Genomic DNA, 16,444 nt, shown 5'->3' on the forward strand with positions numbered 1-16,444 from the left:
AAAAAAATTATTTAGTTGGTAATACTATGAATGTGTCTTTCATTAAACAGATGAAGAGTTTGGAACGTGAAGTTCTCCTTAAATCTGTTGAATTAGATGATGATGGTGATGATTTCGAATTTGAACTTGATAACTTCAGTGTCGATGATGAAATCATTGCTGTAGCGCCGAAATGTGTGAGGTGCAATACCTGTGTTGGCGAATGTCCAGTTAATGCTATCGAACCAGCTAATATTTTTAGAATAGCTAAGATAACGGATAAGTGTGTCAAGTGCGAAATCTGTGTTCAGACTTGCCCAATTTCTGCTATAAAATTAATTAAAAATTCAGTCATCTATGATGAGGATGATGAACGTGATGTAATTGAATATAATTTATCAAATATCAGATATCCTCATAGGGTAGTTAGGATGAATAGCATTTCAATTGACTACTCCGATGATAATAATTGGGCCGACTGTGAACATTTATGTCCAACTAATGCATTTACTCTTGAGTTTAGAGAGTTTTTCGAAGAAAAAAATATGGATTTAGGTGTGGAGTTAATTGATGATGAACTATATCCATATATCAATGAAAAAATGTGCATTGGTTGTGGTGCATGTGCCGAAATCTCCTTAAATGACTTTGCAATTGAATTAGATAGATATCTTGGACCTATTATCCATAGTAGGTATATTGATATAAATCATGATTTATGTGTAAATTGTTATTTATGCGAAGAAAATTGTCCAACAGGGGCTATAGAGTTAGTGGATGGTGGAGTTGTTCTTGATAATGATAAATGTATACGTTGTATTGAGTGTACTCATCATTGTCCTGTAGCAGCACTCAAAAGAGTTGATATTGAATAAAATGGGGTTTGTTTATGAGAGCAAAAGAGTTAATGGATAAAGATTTTGTTTATTTAAATGCTGATGATAGCGTCATTGACGCTTCAAAAGCTATGGAGAATGTCAGACGTTTTACTTGTCCAGTGGTAAATGATAATAAGCAATTAATCGGATGGGTAACTGCATTTGACATTACAAAAGGATTAAGAGAAGGCAGTGAAAAAATCTCAGAAATTATGAGCAGCTGTAAAGAAGTTGCAACTGTAAAAGAAGATGACCCTGCAAGAAAAGCAGTAATCTTAACCGCTAACAATAAATTCGTCACTGTCCCCGTCTTAAATGATGATAATCAAGTTATCGGTATGGTTCGTGCTTGTGATATTGTAGAGCTATTATCTGAACTGTACGATATTAAAGTTGTAAAATTATACAAAGCAATGCAGAATCAACTAAATGGCGTAACTTGGGAAGAGTTGATGGATGCGTCTGCTTTAGTATCTACAAAGACAACCGGTAAAAAGATTACTCCAGAAGAATATGAAGCAAGTATAATGGATTCTACTTTTGGAGAAGCTATATGGGCGACTGGTGGTCTTGAAAAATTCTTTGCTGGTTTAATATCAGTTGGGGAATTAGTTGTAGCCCGTAGAGTTGGCAGAGCAAGAAAATAAATTTAAGTGATAATTATGAGTGAATATAATGAATATCAAGACAAAACAATCCTTGTAACCGGTGGTGCAGGATGTGTTGGAAGTAACTTAACCCGTAAGTTTGCCGATTTAGGTGCTGAAAAAGTAATTATTCTAGATAATATGTCTTCAGCATATGAATGGAACATTCCTGATAGGGAAGCTATTGAATTTATTAAAGGTGATATCTTGGATGATGCGGTCCTTAAAAGGGTATTCAAACAAAAACCTGACTATGTATATCATCTTGCAGCACATTTTGCAAATCAGAATAGTGTAGATAATCCTGAAAAAGATTTGATGGTAAACGGTATAGGAATATTGAAAGTACTTCAATATGCACAGCTCTCCGGAGTTAACAGGTTTGTATATTCTTCATCCGGATGCGGAGTTTATGGACTCGAATCTAAAATGCCGTTTGAAGAACATGATATTTCTATTTCACTACACACCCCATACCAAGTAACTAAACTCCTTGGTGAACTTTACACTAACTATTTCCACAATTTATATGACATGGACATTGTAAATGCAAGATTCTTCAATGTATTTGGTCCTGGAGAGGTTCCGGGCAAATACAGAAATGTTATTCCAAACTTCATGTATTGGGCTAAAAACGGTCAGGCATTGCCAATTACAGGGGACGGAACCGAAACAAGAGATTGGACTTTTGTTGATGATATCTGCAATGGTTTGATTGCTATGGGTATTGAAGAGGAAGCTATCGGTGAAGCTATTAATTTAGGTTCCGGAAAAGACCACAGAGTAATTGACATGGCAAATAAAGTTAATGAATTGACTGGAAATGAAGCAGGCATTAACTTTGTCGCCCGTCGTGATTGGGATGCAAAAACCAAATTATTGTCTTCAATTGATAAGGCAAAAGACATCTTAGGCTACTCTCCTAAAGTCTCATTTGACGATGGTTTAGAGAGAACCCATGACTGGTTTGTTGAAAACTGGGACAATATTCAGGAATCTGCTGAATTTTAAGTGGAAAACCCCTTTCCACACTTTTTTATTTTTTTATTGTAATTTGATTTTTACATAAATTATTTAATTTATTTCAAATATAATTTTATATTCACAAGGTGGATTTATGCAGTTTAGAAAATATTTCATGATACTCTTATTAATTTGTGTATTGGTTAATGTTTCAATAGCTTTTGCTACAGATGCAAATTCCACTGATGTTGTTCAAAATGAAACTCAGGCAGTTGAAATAAATTCAGATGTTCAAAATGAATCTAATTTGAGTTTTAACAAAGAAACGCCAAAAATAACTCTTGAATCGAAAAATGTAAAAAGCAAAGACACATTAAACATCCATTTAAAAGATTCATCAGGCGCTCCTTTAAAATCTAAAAATCTAACCGCCATTTTAAATAATAAAAAATATCCCATCTCCACTAATTCTAAAGGCATTGCAAAATTAAGCATAAACCTTGACTCTAAAAAATATAAACTGAATGTTTCATTCGATGGAGATGAAGAGTACAATTCAATTTCTAAAGTATTTAATTTAAAAGTTTCAAAATTGTCTACAAAAATTATAACTGCATCCAATTTTGTAATAATGGGACATTATTTATCCTTTTACTTGTATGACCAAAGAAATGATCCGGTTTCTTCTAAAAAAATTACATTTAAATTGAATGGAAAGACATACACCAAAAAAACTGATAAAAAAGGGCGCATTGATTATAAAATCAACTTATATGGTTCAAAATATACGATGCAGTTCAAGTTTATAGGTGATGGACAATATAAATCCACTTCTAAAAAATCCACAATTTATCCTGTTTCGTCAAAATCATTGAAAATCGGCAATTCAAAATTGCTCACTAAAGGTTATCTTAGGATTTATCTAAAGGATTCGACCAAATCCGCAATGTCCAAAAAGACAATTAAAGTTAAAATAGGAAATAAGGTATTTTCTAAAAAAACGAATTCTGAAGGTATTGTGGTTATTAATCCAAAGGTAAATGCCAGTATTTATATAATCAAAGCCAGCTGCGGAAAATATTCCGCTTTTAAAAAGGTAAAATGCATTGACGGTAAAGTTAAAGATCCGTTAAGTGAAAACATCTCTCTTAAAAACGGATTTCCTGATGTTGATGTGATGCCTAAAAATTATGTTTTAGGTGATGACAGCGGGACTTACACTTTAACTAAAGCACAATATAATGAAGTAATCCAGAGAGACAGCTATTGTCTGTTCTTAAACAACAAATTAAGCAAGTATACATTTTTCAAGACAAAAAGTCATCCTAAAATCAATCATATAATCAAGCGTGAGAAATGGAATGTCATCGAAAGGGCAATAAATGTCAAAATTGTCAGTGCTGACAGGCATAATTACTGGCCGGGAGAAATCTCTGTATCCTTGAAAGGAAAATCATACACCTATCCTGAAGTCCGTGATGTCCAACGCAATGGATATAATTGCGGTCCAACTTCAGCAAGCGTTTGCACTCAAGTTTTGAGAAATTATTATTGTGAAAGACATTTGGCAAAGCATATGGGTACAAATAGAGAAAACGGCACTAGATGCTGTGACATGATAAGCTGTTTGGAAAAAAGAAACTTTAATTGCACATATTTTTACAAGGCAACTTTTAATGATGCATTGAATGAGCTTAGCAAAGGAGGCTGTGCACTGATTTTCCATGCTCCTTTACATTATGTGGCAGTTTTGGACATTAGTAAGGATGGCAAAAAGGTTTTGGTAAGCAATTCTTATGGCAGTTATGATAACATCCCAAGCAGATGGGTCAAAGTAAGTCTTTTGAAAAATAAGTTCTCTAAATGGGAAGAAAGTTTGATTATAAGATTGAATTATAAATTATCTAATTCAACTAAAGACAGCGTTAACTGCTTTTATAATAGCATGGGCACCAATTGGCAACGCCAAAATACAAATCAAAAAATGGGGTTAACTTAAAGATAGCATGATGTTTAGAAACAAATTTATAATTTTATGTGGTTTATTTTTATTGATTTGTATGGCTTCAGTTTCAGCTAATGAAAATACAACAATAGATTCAAATGAGACTATTTTGGATACTCCTACAATTAGTATAGATTCTACAAGCCTTTATTCTAAAGAACCAATAAACATCTATTTAAGGGATTCAAACAATACTCCAATTTCCCATCAAAATTTAACTGCAAAAATTGATGAAAATGAATATCCTCTTTTAACAGATTCTAAAGGCAAATCTAGTTTAAGTTTAAATCTAAAATCCAATTCTTATGTATTGGACGTAATGTTTAAAGGAAATGATGTGTATTCACCAGTAAATAAAACATTTAATATCACTGTTTTAAAACGTAATTCTACCTTAAATCCTATAAATACAACAGTCATTAGAGGAAACTATCTTCAGGTTGTATTAAAGGACCACAAGGGCAATTTACTTAAAGAGGGAAAAGTCATTTTTACAATTAACGGCAAAAATTATGAGAAAATCACTAATTCGAAAGGTATTGCAAGTCAAAAAATTGCTTTAGTTGAAAAGGAATATCCCATTCAAATTACTTTTGAAGGAAATGATTATTATAATAGGGTTTCAATAAATGTAAATCTGGTCGTTATAGGCAATACTTCGATGGTCATCGGTAATGACAGGCTTTTAAGCAATGGTTATATTAGAATTTATCTTAGAAGTGACATATTTTCCACGGTCGCTAATAAAAATGTCATCATTACTGTCGGTAAAAAGAAATTTAACAAGACTACAAATTCCGAAGGGATAATAATCTTTAAACCGAAGGTTGGTACTGGAACTTTCAAAGTCACTGCAGTTTATGAAGGAAATTCACTAATTATCGGCTCCAATGCCTCAAAAACAGTTAATGGTATTGAAGGAAGCGTTAAAAATCCATTATCTTCAAAAATACCTCTTAAGAATGGAGTTCCAGACATTGATTTGATGTCTGCAAAATATGTGATGGCAGATGAAGATGCCAAATATACTCTTTTAAAGGATCAATACAAAGAGGTTATTAAAAGAGATAGCTATTGTTTGTATTTATATAATAAATTAAGCAAGTATACATTCTTCAAAACAAAAACCGAGCCAAAAATCAAACATATTATAAAACGGGAAAAGTGGAATGTCATTGAAAGGGAACTCAACACTAAGGTTGTTAAAAAGAATAAGATTGGTTATTGGCCAAGTCAAATTACTGTAAAACTAAAGGATAAATCTTATACTTATGCTGAAGTGCGTGACGAACAGAATACGGATTATACGTGCGGTCCGACTTCCTGCAGCATGTGCAGTCAAGTCTTGAGAAATTATATCTGTGAAAAACAGCTTACAAAGCAGGGAGATGCCGACCCGTATTGGGGTTCAAGCACTAAAGGCCTTAAAAAATCTTTAGAAAAGAATAATTTCAAATGTTCAATTTATTATAAAAGTTCTTTTGATGCAGCTTTAAATAAACTCAAAAAAGGGGGATGCGCTCTGGTATTCCATACTTGGAATCATTTTGTATGTATTCTAGATATTAGTAAGGATGGAAAAATGATTTTAGTTGGAAATCCATCCGGAGATTATGAGCATGGAAGCCATAAAATTCCCACTAAATGGTTAACTGTTGAGTATATGAAAGGCAGGTTTAATGATTATGATACCTCTGGTTTAATCGTTAAACTTAAATATTCTCTAAATAAAAAGACCAAAACAAAATTAGACACTTTTTATTCAAGTATGGGTACAAAATGGACACGTCAAAATACTTCAGAAAGTATTCCTCAAATTGGAAAATGAAAATTTTCTTCAATTCTTTTTTTGATTTCTATCGTAAATAGAAAGTATTTTAATATTTCATTCAGATATATATTATTAATCAAAAATTGTTATAAGGATATTCAAAATAAAATTTACAAATTTTAGATATTTTTACTTTAATTATTAAAATATTCAATAGCATTTTTGAAAATAATTAATCAATTTAGGAAAAATATAGGAAAATTTTGTGATAAGTATGGCGGAAGAAAATAGTAATATGCTACTAGGTGTTGGAGATAAACCAACCCCCCTTAGGTGGATTTTACTTGCTATTCAGCATGTTTGTGCAATGTTTGGAGCTACAATTCTGGTTCCAATCGTAGTAAACACCACAGCAGGTGCAGATATTCTTTCAATCCCTGTAGCGTTAGTTGCATCTGGTATAGGTACATTAATCTATTTAGTTTGTACCCGTAATAGAAGCCCAGTTTATCTGGGAAGTTCGTTTGCATTCATTGCTCCTATGGTTGCAGGTTATGCCATTGGGGGTACTGGAAGTGTTTTTACAGCATTAATGATTGTGGGTCTTGTTTATGTAATTATTTCATTAATCATTCGTGTTACTGGTCCTGGTTGGATTAATAAATTGCTACCTCCAGTGGTAGTGGGTCCAATGATTATGGTAATTGGTTTATCCTTGGCTCCAACAGCTATTCAGGAAATTGGTTTGGATTTAACAGTGGTTCCATGGACCAATTTGGCGGTTGCATTTATTGCATTTTTAATGACCGCAATTGTAGCAGTTAGGGGAAGAGGAATCCTACAGGTAATTCCATTTTTAATCGGTATTATTGTTGGTTATATTGCAGCAGCATTACTGGGCATGGTTGACTTTGCACCAGTATGGTCAGCTCATTTAATCGAAATTCCTCAATTTTACTTGCCAATCGTGAATTATGATTTAAACTTTGCTGCAGTTCTGACAATTGTTCCTATTGCTCTGGTAACGATGGTGGAGCATGTTGGGGACCACAAGGTATTAAGTGAAATTATTGGTCGTGATTTGATTGAAGATCCTGGTCTTCAAAGAACCTTGCTCGGTGACGGTCTTGCCACATTCGTAGCAGCATTCTTAGGAGGTCCTGCAAACACAACATACGGTGAAAACACATCTGTTGTTGGTATGACTCGTGTAGCATCCACTTATGTTATTGGTCTTGCAGCAGTTATTGCTATCATATTTGCATTTTCAGGTCACTTGACTGCACTTTTAACCGCTATTCCTCAACCTGTTTTAGGTGGAATTTCAGTATTGTTATACGGTTTCATTTGTGTAAATGGTCTTAAAATCTTAATCCACAACCAAGTTGACTTTAACAACACTAAAAATGTTGTCGTAGCAGCAACCATGCTTGTTTTAGGTTTAGGTGGTGCAGCATTATCTGTTGTATCCGGTGATTTGTCTATTTCTATTTCAGGAATGTCTCTTGCAGCTATTGTTGGTGTACTTTTAAATCTTTTAGTTCCGGAGGAAAAACATGAATGAATTTGTATTAAATCATCCATTGATTACACATAAGCTTGCAATTCTAAGAGATATCAATACAGGAACTAAGGAATTCAGAGAATTGGTTACTGAAATTTCTACAATTTTAATGTATGAAGCCACAAGGGATGCAAAACTTGAAGAAACAATCATCGAAACTCCACTTGAAAAAATGGAAACCGGAAAATTAAATGAAGACCATTATGCGGTTGTTCCAATTTTAAGGGCTGGAATGGGAATGATTGACGGAATTTTAAATGTTCTCCCAAATGCAAAAATAGGTCACATAGGGCTTTATAGGGATGAAGAAACCTTCCAACCAGTCGAATATTACTATAAGATGCCTATTGGAATTGAAAATAGGGTAGTTTTAGTAGTTGATCCTATGCTTGCAACTGGTGGAAGCGCATCCGCAACCATCTCAAGACTTAAAAAAGATGGAGTAACTAAAATCAAATTATTATGTATTGTAGCTGCTCCTCAAGGTATAAAAACAATTGAAGAAGATCATCCTGATGTTGAAATCTTCTGTGCAGTTGTCGACAGGGAATTGAATGAAAATGCATATATTCTCCCAGGTCTTGGAGATGCAGGTGACAGAATATATGGAACTAAATAGTGAAGTTTAACTTCACTTCTTTTTTCTTTTTTCTTTTTTTCGGTGATTTTGAATGTGGAACTTAATTTGGCCGATATTGATTGTAATTCTTTCGAATACTTTTTATAATATTTGCATGAAGTCAATGCCGAGTGATGTTAATCCCTTTGGAGCATTGATGATTACCTATTTGGTTGCAGCCATTATCTCAGCCATAATTTTTGTATATGTTGTTGGCCCATCAAATGTGGGCGTTGAAATTTCCAAAATTAACTGGACATCAATCGTTTTGGCATTAGCTATTGTTGGTCTTGAAGTAGGATATGTCTTTGTTTATAGGGCAGGATGGACAGTAAGTACAGCTACTGTGGTTGCAAATATTGGTCTTGCATGCGTATTGATTTTAGTTGGTTATTTCTTATATAAAGAAAATGTTTCAATCAATCAGATTGTTGGAATAATTGTTTGCATGTTCGGTTTGGTTTTAATCAATTTGTAGGTGATAGGATGAAATGTCCTGCATGTGGAGCATGGGTTGAAGATGGTGAGGAATATTGTCCTAATTGCGGTTATGATATTTACTGCATTGATGAAGAGGATGATTTCTAATTTTTAAGTTTTTTTTATTTTTTTATCGATATTATTATGGTTTATATCATATTTTAATTTCTAAACTAATTTTACTTATTTTAATCATTTATCATATTAAAAATCCTAATTTAAACAGATATTTTAAATCAGTTAAAAAAGTCAATAATATATACTATTAATTACCATAATTAAAAATATAAGGATAATTATCAATAATTACTTCTTTATTATCAAGCATAAAGGAGGTGAAATATGAATAAAAAGGGATTTATGATTATACTATTAGTATTTGTGTTATTTACACTAAATTTTAGTGTTGCACAGGAAATTGACAATTCTACAGATGATACTCTTCAAATTGATACGGTTGACTCTCAAATTCTTGAAACTTCAAACAGTAGTCTTTTAAAAGCCTCTCCCAAAGTAAGTACACATTTGGATGTTGAAAGCGATACCACTTTTGATGTTGTTGGCGATTATTTTAAAGTGATGTTGTCTGATGACGACAATAATACTATAAAGAATGCTAAAGTAACATTTAAAGTTAATGGAAAAACTTACAGTAAAAATACAAATTCCAAGGGGATTGCTTCTCTTCAGCTAAGATTGGCCGATGGCACATATAAAATCGTTACTAAATTTGCGGGAGACTCAAAATATAAGGCAGCATCTCTTACAACCAACGTTACAATTGATAATACTCGTGTTGTTGATAGTGGTTTGAGCAATGCCGAAATTCAAAGTATCATTGACAATGCCAAAGTCAATAATGTTATTCTATTTAAAGGAAAGAGTTATTCTGACATTAATTTGGTAATTACAAAAAGCGTATCTTTGCTAAGCAATGTGGGCACTACTTTAAAATCCAGTTCCACAAATCCTGTAATTACAATTAAAGGCAATGGCGCTTCTTTGACTTCCATAAAAGGATTTAATATTCAAGGAAATGGAGATGGAATTAATGTTAATGGTGCGGATTATGTAACTATTAATAATAATGAAATCACCACTAAGGGAAATGCTATTGTCGGATTAAATACCAAATACTTGAACATTACTAAAAATGATATTGTCAAAAACTCCAAAAGTGGAATAAGTATTGCAGAATCAAGCTATGCATATATTTTCAATAACAATATTAACAGTAATGGTCTAAACGGTATTGAGTTAGCTAAGTCAAATAATATTTATATTCATGGCAATACTCTATCTAAAAATAATAATGCCATTTATTTGGCTAAAAAGATTAATGGTGTTGATTATAAATTGGGTCCTTCTGATATTCATATCAATAAAAATACTATCACTAAAAGCAAGAATGATGGTATCTTGATGTTTTATGCTGGAGACAATGTCAATATCAAAGCCAACAGCATAGAATCTAATTATGAAAATGGTATTTCCATGGCTCATGTTGGAAGCAATACTATTCAATCAAACATTATTTCTGAAAATGGTATCGGTGTTAAGTTTTTCGATGACTATGTCAAACCTAAAAATCAGACTATCAACTACAATGCTGTTGTAGGCAATGATTATAAGGACATGGAAGCAAAAGAAACTTATTATCAGGAAAATGGAGTTCAATTGGATGTTGGCGATAACTGGTATGGTGATTTGAATTTATTATGCCCTAAAATCAATTCAGGCAAAATAAAATTTAAAGTAACCCAAATTGGCGATAATCTGTTCCAGGCAACATTTACAGATTCTGACGGAAACATTGCCAGTTTGCTACCGGATAGGACATTAACATATAAAACCAATAATGGAAAAACAATTAGTGTGGATATTACTGGGGGGGCAGGAGTATTCACTGCCGATGCCAATGATGGGGATTTGGTTAGAGCAACAGTCGATTTATCAAACAGGGATAATATTTACGATTCAAATTCCAAGTCCGTACAGCCGGTAAACGGTCAGGCTCAAACATTTTCATATCCTACAATTCCAAGTTATCAACTTTATGGAGATTTAGGAACTGGAAATGGTGCAGGAACTGGTGAAGGCAATGGTGGAGACAACAACCAAGGAAATGGAAACTCCCAACAGGGAAGCAGAGACAATACCGGAAATGGCACCCATAGTCAAAACAATGATCCAAGTAAGAATGCAAACAATCCTGTAAATCAGGTTTCACAACCGGAAAGTGCACAAACTACCTCACAGGCAAGTGCTTCTGATGCAGGCCAATCCAGTGCAGATCCAGGTTCCCAATCCGTAGTAAAACAAATTATCATAGATGACGATGAATTTTTCAAAGTAACTGGAATTTCATTTATAATCTTGTTAATTATATTGACAATTGGTCTTTACTATCGTGAAGATATTAAAGAAATGAAATCAAAAATGTAAAATTCATCTATTTTTCTTCTTTTTTTCTAATTTTTAACATAAGCTTTTTATTATATTTAAAACAAATCTATTCATATCTTACCTTTGGAGGATTTTTATGAACAAAAGTGATTTGAAGAGAGATTATTTTATGCTCAAAGGACCACTTGCCAAGAAAGGTTATGATTGGTGGTGGCATTCCTTAACCGCATATAACAAAAAAACCGGAGAACCTAAACCTTTTTTTATTGAATATTTTGTATGTAATCCGGCATTAGCTGAAGAAGAACCTACTTTAGGACAACTTCCTGAAAATAAAGCTGCAGGTAAAAGACCATCATATTGTATGGTTAAAGCTGGAACATGGGGTAAAAATCCAAAACAAATTCATAATTTTTACTCAATGAAATATTTCGAATGCCCTGATGATGAATTAAATATTAGAGTTGGAGACTGCAGTTTAACAGAAACTCACATGAGCGGATATTCAAGAGTAAGCGAAGAAGAAGCTCGTGAACATCCAGAATACATGTGTGATGCTGGAGACATGATGTGGGATTTGGACATTGATAAGCAAATCACTTTTAATGTGGGTTATGGTGCAAATTCATTATTTAGAAAATTAAATTCATTTGAAATGTTTTGGCATGCAGAAGGAATTAAGACTCAATATAGCGGAACCATCTGGCTAGATGGTGAAGAATATGAAGTTATTCCTGAAAAATCTTATGGATATGCCGATAAAAACTGGGGAGGAGACTTTACCTCACCTTGGCTTTGGATTTCATCCTGTAACTTAACAAGTCTGATCACTGGTAAAAAATTAAACAACTCTGCATTTGAAGCAGGTGGTGGAAAACCAAAAGCATTTGGAATCTCAATCCCACGTAAATTATTAATTGGTTTTTACTATGAAGGCACTATGTATGAATACAACTTCGCAAGGTTCTGGAACATGGTAAAAATTGACTTTGACTTTGAAGAGGGTGAAGATGTACACACCTGGCATGTAAATGCAAGTAATAGAAACTCCAGAATGGAAATGGTACTTTATTGTAAACGTGACGAAATGATGTTCATTAATTACGAAGCTCCCGATGGCCAAAAAAGACACAACCGTTTATGGAATGGTGGAAACGGTTGGGGTGAAATCAAACTATACAAGAAAGACGGAACATTGATTGATCATGTAAAGATGGAAAATGCTGGCTGTGAATATGGGGAGTATGATAAATAATGATATTCACTGACATCCTCGCATTAATTATTGTATATGTTTATGTAGCTGTCATTTTTGTGGTAGCTGAAATGGTTTTAAAGACAAGACCTGAAGTTTCACGTAAATTTTTACACATTATGGTAGGTAACATGATATTTGCCATGCCGTTTTTCTCCGATCCCTGGGTTATGGTATGGTTCTTAACATTGCCTATCACAATTGCGCTGTTCTTCTTGACTGAATATTCACCGATTAAAATCGAAAACAGCGTCACCGAATCAGGACATGCATTAGGATTATTCTTCTATGCATTGATTTGGACTATATTGATTGCAATATTCACCATGATTGCTCCTGCAAACGATCCTAAATTCTACATTTGGATTGTAGCATTAGCTATTGTGCCTATGGTTTATGGTGATGGATTTGCAGCTTTAATCGGTCAAAAATTCGGTAAAGTCAAATACACAGTATTCGGAGGTCAAAAATCTCTTGAAGGATCACTCACAATGTTTGTTATCACCTCTGTAATGAGTGTATTTGTTTGGATGGTTTTCGCTTCAATTGGTTGCACAATGCCGGAATTCAACATTGTTAATGTCATTGCCATTTCTGCTGTTGCAACATTATGTGAAGCTTTCAGTTATGGAGGAATTGATAACTTAACAGTTCCTGCAGTAATTGCAATTTTATATTTCTTAGTAGCTATATTGTAGCTACTATTTTCAATTCTTATTTTTTGCATTTCACTAACTATTTTTTGCATCTTAGACACATCGCCAAATAGCCATTTATATAGACTTTTACCAAGTTATATTATCGAATGGTGATAAAATGAATTTGAGAGAACAGGCTGAAAAAAGAGTTGATGCAAAAATAAAATTTCAAGAAAATCTATATAAATATTTGATTGTAAATACTATAATAGCAATTATCTGTTTTGTATTCTTACAAAGCTTTTGGTTACTAGCATTTGTAATGTTTTTCTGGGGAATTGGTGTTTTAGATGATTTTTTTAAAGCATATTCTCTTAATAGTTACCGTGAAGAAATGATTCAAAAAGAACTATCAAAAATGGGTGATTAGATGAGTGATAATTTACGCAAGTTAGCTGAAGAACGTGCAGATGCAAAAATTAAATTTTATAAGAATTTCAAAGTTTACATTATCGTTAATGCATTTTTAGCTGTAATCAATGCAATATTTACTCCACATTTCTGGTGGGTATTGTTCCCGGTATTCTTCTGGGGAATTGGAGTGTTCGTTGACTTTTTAAAAGCATTCGTATTCAATGATAAATTTGACACAGATTCATACAGAGAGCAGAAAATACAGGAAGAAATGGAAAAATTAAGGAAATAAATCATGAAGGTAAATTTATTTGTTTCAAGGGATATTGAAGAGCCATATGCTGACATTCACACCAATGAATTGACAGACAATATCACAAAGGTGATGTCAATTCTGGAAAGTGAAGAATCCAGTGAAATGTTGGCCGTTAAGAAAGGATCAGACATTGCACTTCTTGAATTCAGTGATGTCTATATGTTTAGAGTTGAAGACAAACAAGTGAAAGTGTATACCGAAAACGGGGAGTATCAAATCAAAAAAGCATTGTATCAGGTTGAGGAGTCTTTAGGAAGTGATTTTGTAAGAATTTCCAAAACAACTATCGTCAATTTGAAAAAGATTGAAAGAGTGGCTCCTTCACTTAAGGGAATGATGTTTATACAGCTTAAAAATGGTTTGAAGGACAATATCTCAAGGAAATATTTGCCTGATTTCAAGCAAGCTTTGGATTTATAGGTGGGAATATGAAAACGGAAATTATTAAAAGATTGGCGATGGGTGCTTTTGTCGGTTGTTTTATAGTCATGTTTATCATGGTTTTGATATCTATACAGCAAGGTCCTCAAAATGTTCATTTTTCCGGAACAACTATGATTAATGCATTTTTAGGTTCAATTGTTGTTGGCTGGGGATTCTCATTGACAGGATTGATTTATGAAAGGGATGATATTGCATTTCCACTTCAAATTGCTTTCCAGATGGGTATCGGAATGGTGATTTTATTTATAGTTGCAATTTATCTTCAATGGATGCCAATTAACTTGGGAATAGGCATTATAATCGAATGGATTATTATAGCTTGTATATTTGCAGCTATTTCATGGTGTGGTTTTTATATATATTACTATTTAGTCGCACGGGACTTGAATAAAAAAATTAATAAGTGAATAGTTTTTAACTATTCATTCTTCTTTTAAATTTCTTTTATATCCAATTAATAATAAAATAAATGCAATAATCATTGCACCAACAATGTATTTAATATCTACATTAGCTTGTTTTGCTATGGAGTTATTGGTTTTATTTATCTCATAGGCTTTTTTGTCTTCTCCATGTGAAGTTGAATTTCCAATGGGTATTTGGAAATTTGAAAGAGGATTCAACTTTGAATTAACATTTGAAGTTGATGTAACATTATTACTTTTTATTTCATTATCTTTTGAATTTCTTGAATCATCTAAAATGTTATTATTGCTATTTTCTTGCTGATTGTCTTTTTTAGGTTTTGTAAATTGACTTTTAAGATTTTCGAGTGAATCGTCTGGGAAATAATCTTTAACTAAATCAGAATACTTATCTAACAAATCAACATTTAATTTTTCAAACAAATTAGTTTTAGTGGTCTTTGACACTTTAATTCTTGGTGTAACGTTATCCGGGTCATTTACTGATGAATCATTAGGGTCTTCATTGCCCCAATCGTTATTATCGAATTGGGTGTATAAATTTTCAGTATCTTTCCAACTAATGTAAACTTCTTTTCCTAACGGTGAGTTATTGTCCGTAATCAGGTTATCATGGATATTGATAACAGTTTTTTTATTATACATCGGTTGTTGAATGTAAAATGAGCCTCCGGTTTCCTCACCAGTATTGTTTGCAATAATAGACTCTTGAATGTTGATATTTCCAGAAACCATCACTGCTCCACCATTAGTTCCACCGGTATTATTTAAAAAGATACATCGTCTAATGTCGGACTCACCAGACCAACTGTAGTATGCTCCTCCCCATTCATCAGCATGATTGAACATGAATATGCAATCTTCGACCAGCCCATATCCATATAGGCTGACACGTATCGCTCCACCGTCACGGCGAGCAGAATTATTGATGAAAACACAGTTGCTGATATATGAATCTGCATAGCAGGTTGTTACTGCACCGCCATCGTGATCTGCATGGTTGTTAATAAACAATGAATTTGTCAGGAGAAGATATCCTCTGTTATCTTTAGTCCCATAATTTGAGATTCCTCCCGCATTTGTGTTTTTCAATGCAGTATTGTTAATGAAAATGCAATTGTCTACAGTAACATGGCCGGTTTCAATAGAGATTGCTCCTCCAAAATCATCTGTTAAACCATTAATAAAGGTGATATTTTTAAAAGTAACGTAGACATCTGGACTTCTGATTAAAAAAATACTTGATTTTTCCTCACCATCAATTATCACGTCTCTAGGGTCTCCTTTTCCTTGAATGGTGATATTTTTGGTAAGTTTAATGTTATGTATCTGATATGTTTCAGGGTCAATTAAAACTTCATCTCCATTATCTGCATTCTCAATTTCAGTTTCTAAATCCTGTGAGATTTCAGTGTATGTGTTTGCAGAATTATCAATTTCCAAAGTTTGATTGGTGGTGTCTGTTGCGCTTACGGAGGTTACACAAAGTAGAATAATTACAATTGATGTTATTAATGAGATTATTTTAGCGTTGATTTTTTCACCTCCTTAAATTTCATGTGATGTTTTTATTTATATTTTATGATATATAATAATGTTTAGATTGATATTAATTTACTATTGATATGAAAATATAAGTA

Annotated in this window: 17 protein-coding genes; 16 read left to right on the forward strand and 1 reads right to left on the reverse strand. The window is 33.0% G+C overall.

The genetic code is table 11. The annotated features are described in order from the left end of the window. Positions 1-26: 26 nt before the first annotated feature. The 16 genes from ACKI3D_RS07005 (at position 27) to ACKI3D_RS07080 (ending at position 14,786) form a co-directional block, all read left to right on the forward strand. The gene (locus tag ACKI3D_RS07005) at positions 27-854 is read left to right on the forward strand and encodes a 4Fe-4S binding protein (RefSeq protein WP_407393229.1); all 828 of its coding nucleotides are present in this window, start codon (positions 27-29) and stop codon (positions 852-854) included. Positions 855-868: 14 nt separating this feature from the next. Continuing rightward, complete coding sequence (locus tag ACKI3D_RS07010; RefSeq protein ID WP_407393231.1) at positions 869-1,504, forward strand: HPP family protein; 636 nt, start codon at positions 869-871, stop codon at positions 1,502-1,504. 15 nt (positions 1,505-1,519) lie between these two features. Beyond that, a complete protein-coding gene (locus ACKI3D_RS07015; protein WP_407393232.1) occupies positions 1,520-2,515 on the forward strand; it encodes an NAD-dependent epimerase/dehydratase family protein in 996 nt (331 codons plus the stop codon). 106 nt (positions 2,516-2,621) lie between these two features. Further along, positions 2,622-4,466: a hypothetical protein gene (locus ACKI3D_RS07020; RefSeq protein ID WP_407393233.1), complete on the forward strand. Its 1,845-nt coding sequence runs from the start codon at positions 2,622-2,624 to the stop codon at positions 4,464-4,466. Positions 4,467-4,518: 52 nt separating this feature from the next. Then, positions 4,519-6,300: a hypothetical protein gene (locus tag ACKI3D_RS07025; protein ID WP_407393234.1), complete on the forward strand. Its 1,782-nt coding sequence runs from the start codon at positions 4,519-4,521 to the stop codon at positions 6,298-6,300. Between the two features lie 217 nt (positions 6,301-6,517). Next, on the forward strand, positions 6,518-7,807 hold the full coding sequence (locus ACKI3D_RS07030) for a uracil-xanthine permease family protein (protein WP_407393235.1): 1,290 nt from the start codon (positions 6,518-6,520) through the stop codon (positions 7,805-7,807). Next, positions 7,800-8,426 (forward strand): uracil phosphoribosyltransferase, encoded by a 627-nt coding sequence (gene upp, locus ACKI3D_RS07035; RefSeq protein WP_407393236.1) that lies wholly within the window; start codon positions 7,800-7,802, stop codon positions 8,424-8,426. Before ACKI3D_RS07030 ends, upp begins: the two co-directional genes overlap by 8 nt. Positions 8,427-8,478: 52 nt before the next feature. Further along, entirely contained in the window at positions 8,479-8,904 is a 426-nt protein-coding gene (locus ACKI3D_RS07040) for an EamA family transporter (protein WP_407393238.1), read from the forward strand. A gap of 8 nt (positions 8,905-8,912) precedes the next feature. After that, on the forward strand, positions 8,913-9,014 hold the full coding sequence (locus tag ACKI3D_RS07045; RefSeq protein ID WP_407393239.1) for a zinc ribbon domain-containing protein: 102 nt from the start codon (positions 8,913-8,915) through the stop codon (positions 9,012-9,014). A gap of 234 nt (positions 9,015-9,248) precedes the next feature. Continuing rightward, positions 9,249-11,351: a right-handed parallel beta-helix repeat-containing protein gene (locus ACKI3D_RS07050; protein WP_407393241.1), complete on the forward strand. Its 2,103-nt coding sequence runs from the start codon at positions 9,249-9,251 to the stop codon at positions 11,349-11,351. Positions 11,352-11,481: 130 nt separating this feature from the next. After that, positions 11,482-12,567, forward strand: a complete 1,086-nt coding sequence (locus ACKI3D_RS07055) for a tocopherol cyclase family protein (protein ID WP_407393242.1) — start codon at positions 11,482-11,484, stop codon at positions 12,565-12,567. Next, complete coding sequence (locus tag ACKI3D_RS07060) at positions 12,567-13,265, forward strand: diacylglycerol/polyprenol kinase family protein (protein ID WP_407393244.1); 699 nt, start codon at positions 12,567-12,569, stop codon at positions 13,263-13,265. The genes ACKI3D_RS07055 and ACKI3D_RS07060 overlap by 1 nt, the downstream gene beginning before the upstream one ends. 118 nt (positions 13,266-13,383) lie before the next feature. Beyond that, complete coding sequence (locus ACKI3D_RS07065; protein ID WP_407393246.1) at positions 13,384-13,635, forward strand: 2TM domain-containing protein; 252 nt, start codon at positions 13,384-13,386, stop codon at positions 13,633-13,635. Then, a complete protein-coding gene (locus tag ACKI3D_RS07070) occupies positions 13,636-13,911 on the forward strand; it encodes a 2TM domain-containing protein (RefSeq protein WP_407393247.1) in 276 nt (91 codons plus the stop codon). A 3-nt stretch (positions 13,912-13,914) separates the two neighbouring features. Then, on the forward strand, positions 13,915-14,355 hold the full coding sequence (locus ACKI3D_RS07075) for a LytTR family DNA-binding domain-containing protein (protein WP_407393248.1): 441 nt from the start codon (positions 13,915-13,917) through the stop codon (positions 14,353-14,355). An 8-nt stretch (positions 14,356-14,363) separates the two neighbouring features. Continuing rightward, the gene (locus ACKI3D_RS07080) at positions 14,364-14,786 is read left to right on the forward strand and encodes a DUF3021 domain-containing protein (RefSeq protein WP_407393250.1); all 423 of its coding nucleotides are present in this window, start codon (positions 14,364-14,366) and stop codon (positions 14,784-14,786) included. A 15-nt stretch (positions 14,787-14,801) separates the two neighbouring features. On the opposite strand, the gene ACKI3D_RS07085 is transcribed toward ACKI3D_RS07080, so the two are convergent. After that, on the reverse strand, positions 14,802-16,247 hold the full coding sequence (locus ACKI3D_RS07085; RefSeq protein ID WP_407393251.1) for a hypothetical protein: 1,446 nt from the start codon (positions 16,245-16,247) through the stop codon (positions 14,802-14,804). Positions 16,248-16,444 lie beyond the last annotated feature (197 nt).

It is taken from the genome of Methanobrevibacter sp., from assembly GCF_045586545.1.
Classification (GTDB): domain Archaea; phylum Methanobacteriota; class Methanobacteria; order Methanobacteriales; family Methanobacteriaceae; genus Methanocatella.

Excerpts from the sequence above, each read along its gene's own strand:
- ACKI3D_RS07005 (WP_407393229.1), top strand. The coding sequence starts at position 27 with ATGAATGTGTCTTTCATTAAACAGATGAAGAGTTTGGAACGTGAAGTT.
- ACKI3D_RS07010 (WP_407393231.1), top strand. The coding sequence starts at position 869 with ATGAGAGCAAAAGAGTTAATGGATAAAGATTTTGTTTATTTAAATGCT.
- ACKI3D_RS07015 (WP_407393232.1), top strand. The coding sequence starts at position 1,520 with ATGAGTGAATATAATGAATATCAAGACAAAACAATCCTTGTAACCGGT.
- ACKI3D_RS07020 (WP_407393233.1), top strand. The coding sequence starts at position 2,622 with ATGCAGTTTAGAAAATATTTCATGATACTCTTATTAATTTGTGTATTG.
- ACKI3D_RS07030 (WP_407393235.1), top strand. The coding sequence starts at position 6,518 with ATGGCGGAAGAAAATAGTAATATGCTACTAGGTGTTGGAGATAAACCA.
- upp (WP_407393236.1), top strand. The coding sequence starts at position 7,800 with ATGAATGAATTTGTATTAAATCATCCATTGATTACACATAAGCTTGCA.
- ACKI3D_RS07040 (WP_407393238.1), top strand. The coding sequence starts at position 8,479 with ATGTGGAACTTAATTTGGCCGATATTGATTGTAATTCTTTCGAATACT.
- ACKI3D_RS07045 (WP_407393239.1), top strand. The coding sequence starts at position 8,913 with ATGAAATGTCCTGCATGTGGAGCATGGGTTGAAGATGGTGAGGAATAT.
- ACKI3D_RS07050 (WP_407393241.1), top strand. The coding sequence starts at position 9,249 with ATGAATAAAAAGGGATTTATGATTATACTATTAGTATTTGTGTTATTT.
- ACKI3D_RS07055 (WP_407393242.1), top strand. The coding sequence starts at position 11,482 with ATGCTCAAAGGACCACTTGCCAAGAAAGGTTATGATTGGTGGTGGCAT.
- ACKI3D_RS07060 (WP_407393244.1), top strand. The coding sequence starts at position 12,567 with ATGATATTCACTGACATCCTCGCATTAATTATTGTATATGTTTATGTA.
- ACKI3D_RS07065 (WP_407393246.1), top strand. The coding sequence starts at position 13,384 with ATGAATTTGAGAGAACAGGCTGAAAAAAGAGTTGATGCAAAAATAAAA.
- ACKI3D_RS07070 (WP_407393247.1), top strand. The coding sequence starts at position 13,636 with ATGAGTGATAATTTACGCAAGTTAGCTGAAGAACGTGCAGATGCAAAA.
- ACKI3D_RS07075 (WP_407393248.1), top strand. The coding sequence starts at position 13,915 with ATGAAGGTAAATTTATTTGTTTCAAGGGATATTGAAGAGCCATATGCT.
- ACKI3D_RS07080 (WP_407393250.1), top strand. The coding sequence starts at position 14,364 with ATGAAAACGGAAATTATTAAAAGATTGGCGATGGGTGCTTTTGTCGGT.